Raw genomic sequence first — 14,512 nt, 5'->3', positions numbered from 1 at the left:
ATATCACTTTACTTGCAATCAAACGGAACATAATCCTTTAATGATACGGTATCAAATTGCTCAGGGAATGTTTTGTTGTGCTGAAACAGCTTGAAACCTTCATTTTTACCACTGAAGTAGCTTAATTCATTTCCTTTGATCTGTAATCCGCTACCTTCGCGTAACGCGACAACAACTTCATGAGGGTTGATAACACAGAATTCTTGTAAACGCTCATCGCGTGTTTCACCCATATGCCCAGAAATATGCGCATCGATATAATGTGGGTTAATTTGCATTGGGAACAGCCCTAAAGACGGCATGATAACCGCATTGCTCACAGGCATATCATTCGTTGTACGAATGCTTGGGGTCGCCACATTACAACCCGCACTCCAACCAATGTAAGGTACACCGCGTTCACGTACTGCACGTTGGATAGCAACGATTAAGCCATTCTCATGCAAGCATTTGTTTAACCACCATGTATTACCGCCACTCACCAGAATACAGTCTGCTTGTTCGATGGCTTCGACTGGGCTTTCAAAATGTTCAATCGAAGTTACTTTAATGCCTAAAGCATCGCTTAGCTGCTCCGCACGCTCATCGTGAGAACCACGTAAAACAGCATAAGGCACTAATACTGCTGACTTAATCTGTTTACGTTCAATCATTTCGCTAATTCTTGGTAATGCGTAACTTAGCCATACAGGGTTGCCGGAAAGTTTGCCATTACTCAGTAAAAAGATATCCATGGTGTCTCCTACAAAAAGTGTATTAACTGCTGTGTTTATTGTGTATCTAATTTCGTAACTATCGAATTAATCTATACTTGTGTAGATGAATAATATTGTGCAACTCATCATTAGTCACATTCTTATGCCTTAATTTGTTATCATGAGCATAAATTTGTTGGATGGGATCAAAAAATGGAAAAATGGTATTTGCTGTATTGCAAACGAGGGCAACTGGATAGAGCGGTTGAGCACTTAACTCGACAGCATGTGACTTGTATGACTCCAATGACTGAAATGGAGAAAGTCGTTCGAGGCAAACGCACAGTTATCACTGAAGCGCTATTCCCCAATTACCTGTTTGTAAAATTCGACCATGAGCAAATTCATACAACCACTATCCAATCTACGCGCGGTGTCAGCCACTTTATTCGCTTTGGCACATTACCGGCTGAAGTTCCTGAAGAGATAATTGAGCTTATACAACAGACGCCCGTCAGCCATACTCAATCACCAGATCTTCCTTCTCAGGGAGACAGCGTTGTCATTACTGAAGGCATTTTTGCTGGCGTTAAAGCCATCTTCAATGAACCAAATGGTGAGTCACGCTCAATCCTCTTGCTTAACATCTTAAATACCACTGTCGCAAAAGTCATTGATAATACGCAATTTAGAAAAGAGTCTGAATAAGTTTTTCACGATATGTTTGCTTCAAACTGGCATAAAAAAAGCCCATAGATTGAATGGGCTTTTTATTTCAGAATAACGTTGTCACCGTGACTATTCTTCTGGCTCTTCTTCTTCGTCATCACCTCTACGTCGACCTTTGCCAACATAGAAATTAGACAGTAATACCCCAAGCTCAAACAGCAAATACATCGGTACTGCGAGTAGAGTTTGCGATAAAACATCTGGCGGAGTCAGGAACATCCCGACGATAAACGCACCCACTAAGATATATGGACGTTTACGTCTGAGTGATTCTGGAGTCGTTACGCCAGTCCAGCATAGTAAAATAATCGCGATTGGTACTTCAAACGCAGCCCCGAATGCCATGAACAATGTCATGACAAAACTGAGGTATTTGCTGATATCAGGTATAAAGTTAACACTTTCTGGTGTTGTTTTTACAAAGAAACCAAAAGCTAACGGGAATACCACAAAGTAAGCAAATGCCATTCCTAAATAGAATAGGAAGCTACTTGATACCAGTAACGGCAGCATTAATCGACGTTCATGCTTATACAGCGCAGGCGCGATAAATGCCCAGACCTGGTACAAAATGACGGGTATCGAAACAAATACAGATACCATCATGGTTAGTTTAATCGGAGTAAAAAACGTCGATGCTACGTCTGTCGCACTCATTTGAGAACCAACAGGCAGCTTATCAATCAAAGGCGCAGCAACAAGGCGATAAATATCATTTGAAAAATAAGCGAGCGCCGCAAAGACGATTAATACCGTAATCAAACAGTTTAGTAGCCGCTTTCTTAGTTCAATCAGGTGGCTAATAAGTGGTTGAGCATCATTGACAGCCATGTGTTATTTTTCACTTTCTGTTTGATTGGAGTTTGTTACTTTAGCATCGAGTGGCTTAGAGTCTGTTGGTGTTGCTGAAGCAGGTTTTTCTTCAACAACTGCAGCCATCTTAGCAGCATACTCAGGATCAGGATCTGACTCTTGAGTTTGCGAAGAATTAGCATGGGATTCCTTTACCGCAGCATCGTAGTTTTCTGTGATCTCTTTTGCTTTGTTCAACTCAGATTGGACATCATTGGTTGTTGCCTGATAACCACTTTGTAAAGACAAAGCAGCATGACGCAGGTCATCCATCGACTTTTTAAGTTCCGGAGAAAGAGTTTCCAAACCCGCCTTCTCTTCAACTTTTTTAAGAGTCTCTTGCAGTTCTTGCAATTTCAGTTCTTGTGATAGCTCATTCTGGACATTAGCAGCCATAGAGCGCATAGCACGAATCCAACCAGCAACAGTTCTCACTGCCACTGGTAGACGTTGGGGGCCTAATACCACAAGACCGATGATCGCAACTAGCAGTAGTTCACTAAAACCTATGTCAAACACGGTTTATCCCTGCTCTTTATTTTTGCTCTCAACTGGGCTGTCTTTTTTCTCAGGAGCCTGTTGTTCAGTGATGTTTTTTGGTGCAAAATCAGCATCTTGCTTCTCTTGCTCTGCTTTCGCTTTTGCAGCTTCATCATCACTCATTGCTTTTTTGAAGCCCTTAAGTGATTCGCCCAGATCAGAACCTAAAGAACGTAATTTCTTGGTGCCGAAAATTAAAATGATAAGCAAAGCAATGATAATTAATTGCCAAGGACTACCGAAAGCAGCCATTGCAAAAGTTGATTCCATTGTTAATACCTCTATAGTTTTGGGATCAATTGTAACTAACTCTATTATATACAACCAACGCTAAATACGGAAATGATCACAGCGTTATAAACTTGTCGCAAAACAAAGTCTATTTAATTATCCTCTCCTTTACACCAACCTACAAGCCACGACAATGCACCTACAGCCATAAATGCTGCTGCAATTCGGGTTAAGTCGGAAATAAAGAATAAGCTACCACAAAGAATAAAGGTTGCCCCAATTCCTAATAGGTACTGTGATTTACGTTGTTTAGTGCGCTGGTGCTTTAACTCTTGTGTAAGCTGTTCAATATTGGACTGCAAGAAACGGTGCTGCTTTAATGCCCCATAAATCAAATCAGGGATTTCTGGCATTTTTTCCGCCCAATACGGCGCTTTTTCTTTTAACGCTTTGGTGATGGCCGGAATACCCACTTGGCTATGGATCCAATCCTCTAAGAATGGTTTTGCTGTTTTCCATAAATCCAACTGCGGGTATAACTGACGACCCAGACCTTCAACGTACAATAAGGTTTTCTGCAATAACACCAATTGCGGCTGAACTTCCATATTAAATCGACGAGCGGTATTGAACAGATTCAATAACACATGCCCAAATGAAATCTCAGCTAATGGCTTTTCAAAGATAGGCTCACAAACGGTGCGAATAGCAAATTCAAAATCTTCAACATTAGTATCTGGCGGAACCCAGCCAGAATCCACATGCAATTCAGCGACTTTACGATAGTCACGATTAAAGAAGGCAATAAAGTTTTCAGCTAAATAGCGCTTATCTTCTTTGTTAAGCGAACCCACTATCCCACAATCGATACCAATGTAGAGCGGATCTTCTGGATGATCGTAACTAACAAAAATGTTGCCCGGATGCATATCTGCATGGAAGAAACTGTCACGAAATACTTGAGTAAAGAAGACTTTTACGCCCCGCTCTGCCAGCAATTTCATGTTCGTACCTTGCGCTTCTAATGCCGCAATATCCGAAACAGGAATACCGTAGATACGCTCCATGACCATCACGTTTTCACGGCAATAATCAGGGTAAACTTCTGGGATATACAGCATAGAGCTGTTTTCAAAGTTGCGTCGTAACTGGATAGCGTTAGCGGATTCGCGAAGAAGATTTAGCTCATCAATCAAGGTTTTCTCGTACTCGCGCACAACTTCTTTAGGACGTAAACGTCGTCCATCAGGAAGAAGAGGAACCCAATTGGCAATACGGTACATCAGCTTAATGTCCGCTTTGATGACAGGCAAAATATCAGGGCGAATAACTTTCAAAACAACATCTTTGCCATTTTCTTTCAATGTTGCAGTATGAACTTGGGCAATCGATGCAGAAGCAAGAGCCTGCTCATCAAAGTTATCAAACCACTGCTCTAATGGACCACCGAGTGACTCTTCAATATAACGACGGGCTAATTTACCATCGAAACTCGCCACTTTGTCTTGTAACAATGACAATTGATCAGCAATTGCAGGAGGGAATAAATCTCGGCGGGTCGAAAGCATTTGACCAAATTTTATCCAAACCGGTCCTAATTCTTGCAATGCTAAACGTAGTCGTTCACCAAGATCTTTATCTTTGTGTTTATTTTTGATCCAGAAAAAACCTAACCGCCCGATTCTTAAAGGCAATGTCAGCTTAATTTTAGGGATCAGCTCATCTAGTCCATAAGAGAGAAATACCCGAATAATGAAGTAAAGACGTTTTATTTCACCGGGAGTCATTCTTCTCCTCCAACTGATTGAGTCGTTGTTCTAACTGACTCATTGAATTTGAAACCTGCTCAACTTCATCGCTAAAGTGCACTAATTCCAGCTGACTTGGTGCCATTTTCCACTCTTCCAGAATAATGTCTTTAACGTATGTTTTTTGACGACTAACTAATCGAGAAGCGAGGCAAGCTCCTTTACCCAACACTTTACTGATGCCTTCTGCCGCAATATCACCAATATAAGGCGATAAATAATGAGCTGGATTCCAGATAGCTAAATCCAGTAATGAAGACCAGTGTTGAACAATTTGCATATCGCCTTCAATCACAATGTCGCCATTATTGATAAGTTGTGAAAGCTGCTGCTTATCTTTCAACTTAATCAACGTAAACAGTGACGTTTTGATAGTGCAATCTGCAGGTTCCTGCCATTCACTTAATACATCAACATGATTTTCAGCAAAAATAAGTGTCAGAGTTTTGTTCAGCTCTTTAAGCTCAATCCCCATCACTTTACCTGCTAAACGCATTCTTGCAGGTTGCAGGACTTTTTCCTTGAACAACATATGGTTCAAGGAGGTTTCCATTAATGCCGTTATCAAGGAATATAAAACAGTATTAGGATTTTCAATATGCGCTGATGGTGCTTCCATCTTAGAATTTAAACCCTTTATGTAATGCAACAATACCACCGGTCATATTGTCATAAGAGACTTGCTCAAAACCTGCGTTTTCCATCATCCCTTTCAAGGTTTCTTGATTTGGGTGCATACGGATAGATTCAGCGAGGTAACGGTAGCTTTCAGGATCATTCACAATCACTTGACCGATACGCGGTAAAATATGGAATGAGTATGCATCGTAAGCTTTGTTCAGTGGTTCAAGAATTGGTTTAGAGAATTCAAGCACTAACAGGCGTCCACCCGGCTTCAATACACGGAACATGGAGCGTAATGCTTTATCTTTATCGGTGACGTTACGTAAACCAAAAGAGATGGTAATACAGTCAAAATAGTTATCAGGGAATGGCAACTCTTCTGCGTTAGCTTGTACGTAATTAACATTACCAACAATGCCTAAATCGCGCAGTTTCTCGCGTCCCATTTTTAACATTGAATCGTTAATATCTGCGAGAACCACTTCACCTTTTTCACCCACAAGGCGAGAAAATTTTGCAGTGAGGTCACCGGTTCCACCAGCAAGGTCAAGTACGCGTTGATTACGACGCACACCACTCGCTTCGATTGTGAAACGTTTCCAGATACGATGAATACCAAAAGACATTAAGTCATTCATCAGGTCATATTTAGAGGCTACAGAGTGAAAAACATTTGCTACTAGGCCAGCTTTTTCTTCTTTCTCTACAGTACGGAAACCAAAATCGATGGTTTCTTTTGTTGGTTCGGTCATTTCTATTATGCCTGTTAATCGTTCAAACTTTTTTGTGAAGTGTACCAGCCTTTGAGTGAAAACCCTATTATAACTCTAAGATTCCGCACAATTAGACTTGTCAGCCCGCTCAGCTAGCTGAGGGTCTATAGATTGCTTAACTTCCACACCTAACTCTTTAAAACTTTCCGCTTGAGCAAGCAAATTACCTCGGCCTTCAGCAAGGCGCTTCATTGCTGAAGAATAAGTGTGATTTGCTTTCTCTAAACTCGAGCCCAATACCTGCATATCATCAATAAATAAACGTAGCTTATCGTACATTTTAGCGGCTCTATCTGCGATTTCTTGAGCATTTTGCTCTTGCCGTTCATAGCGCCATAAATTATTAATGGTACGCACTGCCACCAGCAAGGTGGATGGGCAAACCAACATGATATTCAGTTTTAATCCTTCATCAAGTAGTTCAGGCGCTTCTTTTAATGCTAATAAATACGCAGGCTCAATCGGAATAAACATGAGCACATAATCTAAAGAGCGAACTCCCGGTAATTGATGGTAGTCCTTGCGACTGAGCATTTTCATATGGTTACGAATGGAAGCCACATGCTCTTTGATGCCTTGCTGCTGCTGTTCTGGGTCATCACTATTAAAATAGTGCTCATAAGCCACCAGCGACATTTTCGCATCGACCACCACATCCTTGCCTTCAGGAAGATGGATAATCACATCGGGTTGGTATCGGCTATTAAAGCCGGTGTTGATACTCACCTGAGTTTCAAATTCACTGCCTTTTCGCAGCCCTGAAACTTCTAAAATCCGCGTTAAAATCGTTTCCCCCCAGTTCCCTTGGATTTTGTTATCTCCTTTTAGGGCTCGAGTTAAGTTGACCGCTTCTTTGGTCATTTGATTATTTAACTGCTGTAATTGGCGGATTTCATAAGTGAGTGTATGGCGCTCTTTGGCTTCTTCGCCATAGCTTTGCTGCACTTGTTGGCGAAACCCTTCAAGTTGCTCACGAAACGGTGACAGCATAGCCATTAAATTTTTCTGATGTTGTTCGGATGCTCGACGTTCGTTCTGCTCAAAAATACGATTAGCTAGATTTTCGAACTGAGCCGTAAGGCGCTGCTCGCTGTTTTGTAAAATTCGTTGTTTTTCTTCATTGGCAAGTTGCGTCTGTTCAAAGCGGGTCATCACTTCCCTCAGCTCTGCTTCTTGTTCGCGGTTAATATCTCGCTGTGTACGTAGCTCCTGATCGAGCCTGTCACATTCCTCTTTCCACTGCGCTAAATGCACATTTTTTTCATCGCTCGCCGCCAATTGGCGGTATACCTCTTGTAGCTCTCGCTCTTTTCCCGCTATTTTTTGGACAATAGAAAACCAGACCGCTAAACCGCCGACCAAAATGCCACTTAAGGCGCCAATAATTGCATATAAAAGAGAGGTATCCACGAATCAATCCTTACTTTTTAAAATCTAGAGTAAGGTAATGGGATACTGTATAAGTGTCCAGAGGTAAATCTCCCAACGGCTACTTTTTGCGAGCGGCTTCGCAGCTTATCCCATCCAGCTCGCAAACCAACGTAAACCAAGCGCACCGGGGGCTAAAATACCAAATGCCCAAATCATCGCAGAGGCTAAGTTAGCGACTTGGAAATGTCGTTGCCGCATTTCACAAATCCCTGCAACAAGCGGTACCACCGCGCGTAATGGCCCAAAGAATCGACCGAAGAATATTCCCCAAACGCCCCACTTCTCAAAGAATCGATGTCCTTTGTCAATCATTTCAGGATTGCGGGAAATTGGCCACATTTCACGAACTTTTTCTTTATAGTGAAAACCAAACCAATAAGAGACCCAATCCCCAAAAAATGCACCTAATGCAGCGGCTAACCAAATCGGGAAAAAGGCAATTTCACTTTCACCAATCAATGCACCCAGACCAAGTAAAATAACGGTCGCAGGGAGTAATAACGATAAAAACGCGAGGGATTCACCAAACGCAAGAATGAAAACAATAGGGATCGCCCACACTTCATGAGCGCGAGTAAATTCTGTAATGACCGTGACAATTTCATTAATGCTCAAGGGCGAATTCCTACAGTTTAAGATTGATTTGTTAACTATAAGTCGACTAAGTAACTATTATTCAGCTAAGTAAACATATTATAGTTCTTGGAAGTAAATAAAGTTGCAACAAAACTAACGCGTTGCAACTTCAATTCCGCAGAGATTTATTCGAGGAAGTAACTTTGAAGTACACCGCGCTGAGCGTTATCTAAACCAAAGTCTTTTTCTAGCCAGTTATCCACGCTTCCATAATTATTTTCTATACTTTTCAATGCAGTTTGTAAAAACTCTTCACGAACAGAAAATACATACTCGAATTTTTTCACCACATTTTCACTCATGGTCTTGGAAAATTCTTCGAGTAAATGGTTACGAAATGGCGCTAACGTCTCGTTCGTTAAAAGGTAATCATCCATCACAGTATTCACATCTGCGCCCAGCGCAAACAGCACGAGAGCCGAGCCAACCCCTGTCCGGTCTTTACCCACAGCACAGTGTTGCACAAGCCCACCTTTTTCTGGCTGCTTCAACATGTTCACTAATTGATGATAAGCGGCATTGTTCAACGGAAGCAACTCATAGAGGCGGAACATAAAGGCTTGAGGATCAAACTGTTCCAGCACTTCAGGAGTGAGTTTATCAAGGTTTGCACTCACTTCTTTTGCCAGCGGGTTTGCAGGGGCATGCACATAATGAGCACCACTCCACACCACATCTGGTTTATCTAAAATTTCAGCTTCATCGCGATAATCGATAATTTGGAAAAGGTTTTGTGACTGTAAGACTTTTTCATCATCTTGGGTTAAGCGGTCGAGCGCCCCAGAACGAAATAAAACACCGGGCTTTATTTTTCCGCCATTGGACAGTTTTTTTCCCCCTAAATCACGAAAGTTAATTCCACCGGTTAAAGGCAGCACAGAGGGGTGAAGGTAAGGTTTGGTTGACATACGTTTTCCCTTTTTAGCTCTGTCATTGCCCAAACTAAAAATAAACGAAATCATCAATTACTTGTAATTTGAGTAACTTAAGAGGCTTCTATTAATTGTTTTAAATGACAATAACAGATTCATAGATGAAGGGAATAAGAAAAACGCGAGAAAATAAATTTATCGCTGATCATTTAGAGATACAAGAATATTTAAGATACATGGGTATAAGGATGATAACTGAACCCGTTTACCGAAAATCCACAACCGAGTGAAATCAGTAAACGGGTCAGCTAATTAGGATTACAGCAGGCGGCGAGCAGCTTCGACAACGATGCTCAGAACATTACCTTCTGTTTTTTTCAGTAGCGCTTCATTTGGAATTTCTTGCTGAGTACGGTTTACGATAACCCCAGCCACCATACCCGCACGCAGGCCTTGGCTTGCACACATGGTTAACAGTGTCGCTGATTCCATTTCATAGTTCATTACGCCCATGTCTTGCCACTCTTTCATTGAGCCTCTGAAGTGGCGCATTACGCGACCTGTGTAGGTGTCGTAACGCTCTTGACCTGGGTAGAAGGTATCGGAAGATGCGGTAATACCGACGTGTACGGTTGCACCCGCTTCTGTCGCCGCAGCATACAGCGCATTAGTACAAGTGAAGTCAGCGACTGCTGGGAATTCCAGTGGTGCAAAGTGCTGGCTTGCACCATCTAAACGAACAGCACCGGTGGTGACAAGTACATCACCCACATTGATGTTTTCTTGGATTGCACCTGTTGTACCAATACGTAAGAAAGTACGGATACCTAACTGAGCCAGTTCTTCAACTGCGATAGAGGTTGATGGACCACCAATACCGGTTGAGCAGACAATCACAGCTTTGCCATCAAGCTCGCCACGCCATGAGGTGAATTCGCGTAATGAAGCCAGATGTACAGGGTTGTCCATCAGACGTGCAATTTTTTCAACACGGTTAGGATCCCCAGGAACAATAGCAACGGTTGCACCCTGTAAGTCACTCTTTTTTAAACCTAAGTGGAAAACGTCAGACATATCAAACTCCTTTACACAATGGCATCATTGAATTAGTACATTATTGTCAATATAGCGCTTAGCTTTGATTAATTTAGTGACCAATATCTACTTTAATGGAAACAGATTCACTTGAATTTCATTAAAACGAGATCATGATCACAAATAAACCATCTTGAGATGAATGTGAATAATGAGATACACCCAGTATAGATGAATGTTTGTGATTATCGAAAGAAAGCGCCCGAATGGGCGCTTTTATTAGGCAGAAGAAAAAAATACTATAATATCAATGTGCTAGATTTACAGCACGACATCAAGGATCAAGACCCCAACCAACCCGATAGCCCAAGCTATTGTTGTTGGAATAGACCAAACAATCATTTGTTGTTTAACGTCTTTGATCCCCATCATTCTGTTCACCACCCAGTAAAGGCTGTCGTTAAAGTAACCGAAGAACAGAGATCCCATCGTTGCCGCTTGGGCCGCAACTAATAAGTTGATATCAGGAATTTGGCTGATGATTGGCGCAGAGATCGAAGCTGCGGTGATCATTGCTACCGTTCCAGACCCTTGTATTAAACGCACTAATGTCGCGATAATAAACGGGATTAATACAGGTGTAATCGGTAAATTCGCGACATGCTCCGCAAGAATTGTTCCCGTTCCGCTGTCACGCAATACTGCGCCTAATGCTCCACCAGCGCCGGTTACAAGCAAGATGATACCCGCCGCTTGCAAACCTTCTTCCATACGGTCGATAACTTCTTCTTTCGACGCTTTTGGCATTAACGTATAAACCGAAATCAGGACGCTAATGGATAAGGCGATAATCGGTGCCCCTAAGAATTGGAATGATTGGAAATACCAGTTATCATCCATGCCTTGGAATGCGGCAGTTTTCAGTAATAATCCGTTGATAGCATTAATAAAAATCAACAAAATTGGCGTGATGATTGGTAACAATGATAAGAATAAGCTTGGTAATGGTTTATTGGCTTTTTCTTCCATGTAACGCGCATGCACTTCTTTTAAATCTTCACTGCCCGTCTCATCTGGCATGAATTCAGGGTATTTAGTTCCCAGCCATTTGGCGTAGAACACAATCCCGATGACGCACGGTACTGCCAGTGTCATACCCGCTAAAATCATGGCTCCAACATCAACCCCGAAAATCCCAGCAACACCGAGAGGACCCGGAGTTGGCGGCACAGTATGGTGGGTAACAACTAATCCCCCCGCCAATGCGACACCAAGGGTTAAAATACTGCGTTTTCCATTCTTCGCTAACGCTTTTGCCAGCGGATACAAAATAACAAATGCAGAGTCTACAAAGATAGGAATACTAACAATATAACCGGTAATTGCCAGCGCCCACTCTTCACGTTTTTTACCTAACCATTTGATAAAACTATAAGCTATCTGCTCAGCAGCACCGGAGACTTCCAGCACCCTTCCCATCATTACCCCGAGACCGATAACAATACCAATGCTACCGAGGGTCGAACCAAAGCCCTTTGTAATAACGGTGACGGTTTCCGCCGCAGTTAATCCCCCTGATAACCCTGCGATTGCAGCCGCAATCAACATCGCTAACAAGGCGTGAACCCGCGTTCGCAATACTAAAAAGATAAGGACAAATATGGCCACCGCGAGGCCAATAATAGGAATATAGGACATTATTTAATCTCCTATTTTGCACAGCCGTGGTGCTTAATGAAGGAACGGATCGCATCACTAAATGACCCATCAGCTTTAAAACCTAAATCCAGTGCACGGCGAATATCGAATTTACCCGGCCAGCTTGCCACAATGCGGTTGACGGCTTCATCAGGCTCAAAACGAATTAAATCAACCGCTTGTTGACCAGCGACATCACGCAGGGCATCAATCATCTCTTGCACTGTCACAGTGATCCCCGGCAGGTTCACGGTACGTGAAAGACCAAATTTTTCTGCTGGAATTGAAACCGCATGGATGAAGTTGTTGATTACCGTTTCAGGGCTAGATAACCATAGCGCCAACTCTGGAGACACTGGGCAAACACTCTCAATCCCATTTAGAGGCTCGCGGATAATGCCACTAGCAAAAGAAGATGCTGCTTTATTCGGAACTCCCGGGCGAATACTAATGGTAGGTAAGCGCATCACGCGTCCATCCACATAACCTTTACGGGAATAGTCGTTCACCATCAATTCACACATGGCTTTTTGAGCACCATAAGAAGACTGAGGGTTAACAACACACAGGTCTGTGATCACATCCGGTAATTCACCGCCAAATACCGCAAGGGAGCTGGTGAATAAAAACTTGATGGCAGGTTTTTTCGCGCGAGCAACTTCAAGCAATTGGCGAGTCGCATCGAAGTTCACTTTCATGCCTAAGTTAAAATCACTTTCAGCATGGCTACTGACAATCGCCGCAAGATGGAATACCACGTCAGTTTGCGCGTCAATCAGCTTATCTGCGGCTTCTGGCTGGGTTAAGTCTAATGCAACGCAACTCACGCGAGGATCTTCAATAGGCGATGTAGGGCATTGAATATCCGCTAAAACGAGTTGGTTAAATTTTAATCCTTGGTTGTTTTTAAGCAAAGCAGCGGCTAGCTGCTGGCCCAGAAAACCTGCGCCACCAGTAATAATAACTTTCATTGTCATTCTCCTTGCTATAACCCTGCCGGGCTATGCATCAGTAGGTAAGATGTTTTTTATGTATTTATTAAATGAAGTTTTATGTTTTTTTCGAGTATCTGTTGCACCACATCAGACGGTAAATGTTGGTCACAAATGATGTCGTGCAATTGATCTAATGGGCAGACACGGAACATACCGTATTTACCGAATTTACTGCTATCTGAAACCAGTACACACCGACGAGCGACATCCAATAAAGTTTGTTTTATTTGGACTTTTTCCTCATGTGGCGTGGAAACCCCATGTTGCAGATCCCATGAGCTAGTGCTAATAAACGCAATATCCACGTTTAATGTTTGCAACATAGCGGCCGCCGTATTGCCAACACAGGAATGGTTGCGTTTATCAACCTGCCCACCAGTGTGATACAAGTTCAGTTGTGATTTATTCATCAAATACTGCATGATGGAAAAATCATTGGTCACAATAGTGAGATTAAAACGCTCACCCAATACGCGGGCAATTTCGAAAGTAGTGGTGCCTGCATCGAGGTAAACCACCTGACCATCTTCAACCAGCGAACTGGCAAATTGACCGATTTCACGCTTCGTTTGATGATGAAGTCTTGCCTTTTCGCTCCACGGTAGCTCTTGGCGTAACGCATCATTTAATCGAACACCGCCGCTAATTCCGACAACCTTCCCTTCCTCTTCCAACATGCGAATATCACGTCGAACCGTCATATGAGAGACATTCATTAAGCCAACTAAGTCATTGATAGACACAGTTTGATGCTCATAGACATAGCGATAAATAAAATCACGACGTTCGGAAGGGATCATTCGGTTCTCCTAGGAATTAGCTTGTTTTAGCCAGCCTAAACCGTCTTCGGTGCGTCCTGCTGGGTGATATTCACATCCCAGCCAGCCTTCATATCCCATTTCATCAAGTTGATTAAAAATCCATGGGTAATTGACTTCACCGCTATCAGGTTCATGGCGAAAAGGTACTGATGCTATCTGAATATGACTAAATTTACCCCAAAGACGCTCAATTGTTTTCAATAAGTCACCTTCCATAATCTGGCAGTGATACAAATCCAATTGAATGAACACGTTTTCGCGATTGATTTCAGGTAACAGCGCTTCAGCCTGCTTTTGGGTCGTTAAGAAATACCCTGGCATATCGCGGGTATTAATCGGCTCGATAAGCACACGAATTCCGTGCTCAGCCATCACATCCGCAGCATGCTGTATATTCTTAATAAAACACGCTTTTTGCTCTTCATGTGTAAACTTGTCATCCACTTTGCCCGCCATGGCATGCACTTGTTTACAGCCTAGTGCTAAAGCGTATTTCAGGGCAGTTTGTACACCTTGAGCGAACTCGGCTTCACGACCAGGAATAGATGCCATTCCACGCTCGCCAGCACCCCAATTCCCCGCAGGCATATTAAATAATGCTTGAGTAAGCTGATGTTTTTTCAATTCACCCGCAATAACCTCCGCATCTTCTTCATAAGGGAAAAGATACTCAACGCCCTTAAACCCAGCTTGAGCGGCACGTTCAAAGCGTTGAATAAACGGAACTTCGTTAAACATCATACTGAGATTTGCTGCAAATTTAGCCATGTCT

Annotated in this window: 16 protein-coding genes; 1 reads left to right on the top strand and 15 read right to left on the bottom strand. The window is 42.6% G+C overall.

Translation table 11 applies throughout. From position 1 onward, the window contains the following. Window positions 1–8: 8 nt before the first annotated feature. A complete protein-coding gene (pepE, locus tag HFU86_RS03315) occupies window positions 9–734 on the bottom strand; it encodes a dipeptidase PepE (RefSeq protein ID WP_132497140.1) in 726 nt (241 codons plus the stop codon). Between the two features lie 174 nt (window positions 735–908). Here pepE and rfaH point away from each other — a divergent pair, with 174 nt between their 5' ends. Next, a complete protein-coding gene (gene rfaH, locus HFU86_RS03310; RefSeq protein ID WP_132497141.1) occupies window positions 909–1,403 on the top strand; it encodes a transcription/translation regulatory transformer protein RfaH in 495 nt (164 codons plus the stop codon). A gap of 90 nt (window positions 1,404–1,493) precedes the next feature. Here the strand turns inward: rfaH and tatC are convergent, their stop codons facing one another. The 14 genes from tatC to otnI all read right to left on the bottom strand — a co-directional run bounded on the left by tatC (window position 1,494) and on the right by otnI (window position 14,508). Next, entirely contained in the window at window positions 1,494–2,255 is a 762-nt protein-coding gene (tatC, locus tag HFU86_RS03305) for a Sec-independent protein translocase subunit TatC (RefSeq protein ID WP_036954937.1), read from the bottom strand. A gap of 3 nt (window positions 2,256–2,258) precedes the next feature. After that, window positions 2,259–2,795 carry a Sec-independent protein translocase protein TatB gene (gene tatB, locus HFU86_RS03300; protein ID WP_187128722.1) on the bottom strand — a complete coding sequence of 179 codons (537 nt, stop codon included), beginning with the start codon at window positions 2,793–2,795 and terminating at the stop codon, window positions 2,259–2,261. Between the two features lie 3 nt (window positions 2,796–2,798). Further along, window positions 2,799–3,086 (bottom strand): twin-arginine translocase TatA/TatE family subunit, encoded by a 288-nt coding sequence (gene tatA, locus HFU86_RS03295; RefSeq protein ID WP_036954943.1) that lies wholly within the window; start codon window positions 3,084–3,086, stop codon window positions 2,799–2,801. Window positions 3,087–3,199: 113 nt separating this feature from the next. After that, window positions 3,200–4,834, bottom strand: coding sequence for a ubiquinone biosynthesis regulatory protein kinase UbiB (gene ubiB, locus HFU86_RS03290; RefSeq protein WP_132497142.1), 1,635 nt, complete (start codon window positions 4,832–4,834; stop codon window positions 3,200–3,202). After that, window positions 4,821–5,474, bottom strand: a complete 654-nt coding sequence (locus HFU86_RS03285; protein WP_187128721.1) for a ubiquinone biosynthesis accessory factor UbiJ — start codon at window positions 5,472–5,474, stop codon at window positions 4,821–4,823. Before HFU86_RS03285 ends, ubiB begins: the two co-directional genes overlap by 14 nt. A 1-nt stretch (window position 5,475) precedes the next feature. Continuing rightward, complete coding sequence (gene ubiE / locus HFU86_RS03280) at window positions 5,476–6,231, bottom strand: bifunctional demethylmenaquinone methyltransferase/2-methoxy-6-polyprenyl-1,4-benzoquinol methylase UbiE (protein WP_036954951.1); 756 nt, start codon at window positions 6,229–6,231, stop codon at window positions 5,476–5,478. 75 nt (window positions 6,232–6,306) lie between these two features. Beyond that, window positions 6,307–7,662, bottom strand: coding sequence for a DNA recombination protein RmuC (gene rmuC / locus HFU86_RS03275; protein ID WP_187128720.1), 1,356 nt, complete (start codon window positions 7,660–7,662; stop codon window positions 6,307–6,309). 105 nt (window positions 7,663–7,767) lie between these two features. Further along, complete coding sequence (locus tag HFU86_RS03270) at window positions 7,768–8,298, bottom strand: DedA family protein (protein ID WP_036954954.1); 531 nt, start codon at window positions 8,296–8,298, stop codon at window positions 7,768–7,770. A 146-nt stretch (window positions 8,299–8,444) separates the two neighbouring features. Further along, window positions 8,445–9,227 (bottom strand): tyrosine-protein phosphatase, encoded by a 783-nt coding sequence (locus tag HFU86_RS03265; RefSeq protein ID WP_036954957.1) that lies wholly within the window; start codon window positions 9,225–9,227, stop codon window positions 8,445–8,447. A gap of 282 nt (window positions 9,228–9,509) precedes the next feature. After that, complete coding sequence (gene udp, locus HFU86_RS03260) at window positions 9,510–10,265, bottom strand: uridine phosphorylase (protein WP_006658334.1); 756 nt, start codon at window positions 10,263–10,265, stop codon at window positions 9,510–9,512. A 282-nt stretch (window positions 10,266–10,547) separates the two neighbouring features. Next, a complete protein-coding gene (locus HFU86_RS03255) occupies window positions 10,548–11,924 on the bottom strand; it encodes a GntP family permease (protein ID WP_036954960.1) in 1,377 nt (458 codons plus the stop codon). An 11-nt stretch (window positions 11,925–11,935) separates the two neighbouring features. Further along, complete coding sequence (gene denD / locus HFU86_RS03250) at window positions 11,936–12,895, bottom strand: D-erythronate dehydrogenase (RefSeq protein ID WP_187128719.1); 960 nt, start codon at window positions 12,893–12,895, stop codon at window positions 11,936–11,938. A 56-nt stretch (window positions 12,896–12,951) separates the two neighbouring features. Next, a complete protein-coding gene (locus tag HFU86_RS03245; protein ID WP_132497145.1) occupies window positions 12,952–13,719 on the bottom strand; it encodes a DeoR/GlpR family DNA-binding transcription regulator in 768 nt (255 codons plus the stop codon). 9 nt (window positions 13,720–13,728) lie between these two features. Then, window positions 13,729–14,508: a 2-oxo-tetronate isomerase gene (gene otnI / locus HFU86_RS03240; RefSeq protein WP_132497146.1), complete on the bottom strand. Its 780-nt coding sequence runs from the start codon at window positions 14,506–14,508 to the stop codon at window positions 13,729–13,731. Window positions 14,509–14,512: the final 4 nt, after the last annotated feature.

Origin of the sequence: Providencia sp. JUb39 (assembly GCF_012272845.1) — a bacterium.
GTDB lineage: Bacteria > Pseudomonadota > Gammaproteobacteria > Enterobacterales > Enterobacteriaceae > Providencia > Providencia lanzhouensis.
This window is presented reverse-complemented; position numbering and strand designations above follow the sequence as displayed.

Bases quoted from the DNA above. Each gene is read 5' to 3' on its own strand.
- ubiE (WP_036954951.1), bottom strand. From the start codon at position 6,231: ATGACCGAACCAACAAAAGAAACCATCGATTTTGGTTTCCGTACTGTA.
- tatC (WP_036954937.1), bottom strand. From the start codon at position 2,255: ATGGCTGTCAATGATGCTCAACCACTTATTAGCCACCTGATTGAACTA.
- ubiB (WP_132497142.1), bottom strand. From the start codon at position 4,834: ATGACTCCCGGTGAAATAAAACGTCTTTACTTCATTATTCGGGTATTT.
- HFU86_RS03265 (WP_036954957.1), bottom strand. From the start codon at position 9,227: ATGTCAACCAAACCTTACCTTCACCCCTCTGTGCTGCCTTTAACCGGT.
- HFU86_RS03255 (WP_036954960.1), bottom strand. From the start codon at position 11,924: ATGTCCTATATTCCTATTATTGGCCTCGCGGTGGCCATATTTGTCCTT.
- pepE (WP_132497140.1), bottom strand. From the start codon at position 734: ATGGATATCTTTTTACTGAGTAATGGCAAACTTTCCGGCAACCCTGTA.
- HFU86_RS03245 (WP_132497145.1), bottom strand. From the start codon at position 13,719: ATGATCCCTTCCGAACGTCGTGATTTTATTTATCGCTATGTCTATGAG.
- otnI (WP_132497146.1), bottom strand. From the start codon at position 14,508: ATGGCTAAATTTGCAGCAAATCTCAGTATGATGTTTAACGAAGTTCCG.
- HFU86_RS03285 (WP_187128721.1), bottom strand. From the start codon at position 5,474: ATGGAAGCACCATCAGCGCATATTGAAAATCCTAATACTGTTTTATAT.
- rfaH (WP_132497141.1), top strand. From the start codon at position 909: ATGGAAAAATGGTATTTGCTGTATTGCAAACGAGGGCAACTGGATAGA.
- udp (WP_006658334.1), bottom strand. From the start codon at position 10,265: ATGTCTGACGTTTTCCACTTAGGTTTAAAAAAGAGTGACTTACAGGGT.
- tatA (WP_036954943.1), bottom strand. From the start codon at position 3,086: ATGGAATCAACTTTTGCAATGGCTGCTTTCGGTAGTCCTTGGCAATTA.
- denD (WP_187128719.1), bottom strand. From the start codon at position 12,895: ATGAAAGTTATTATTACTGGTGGCGCAGGTTTTCTGGGCCAGCAGCTA.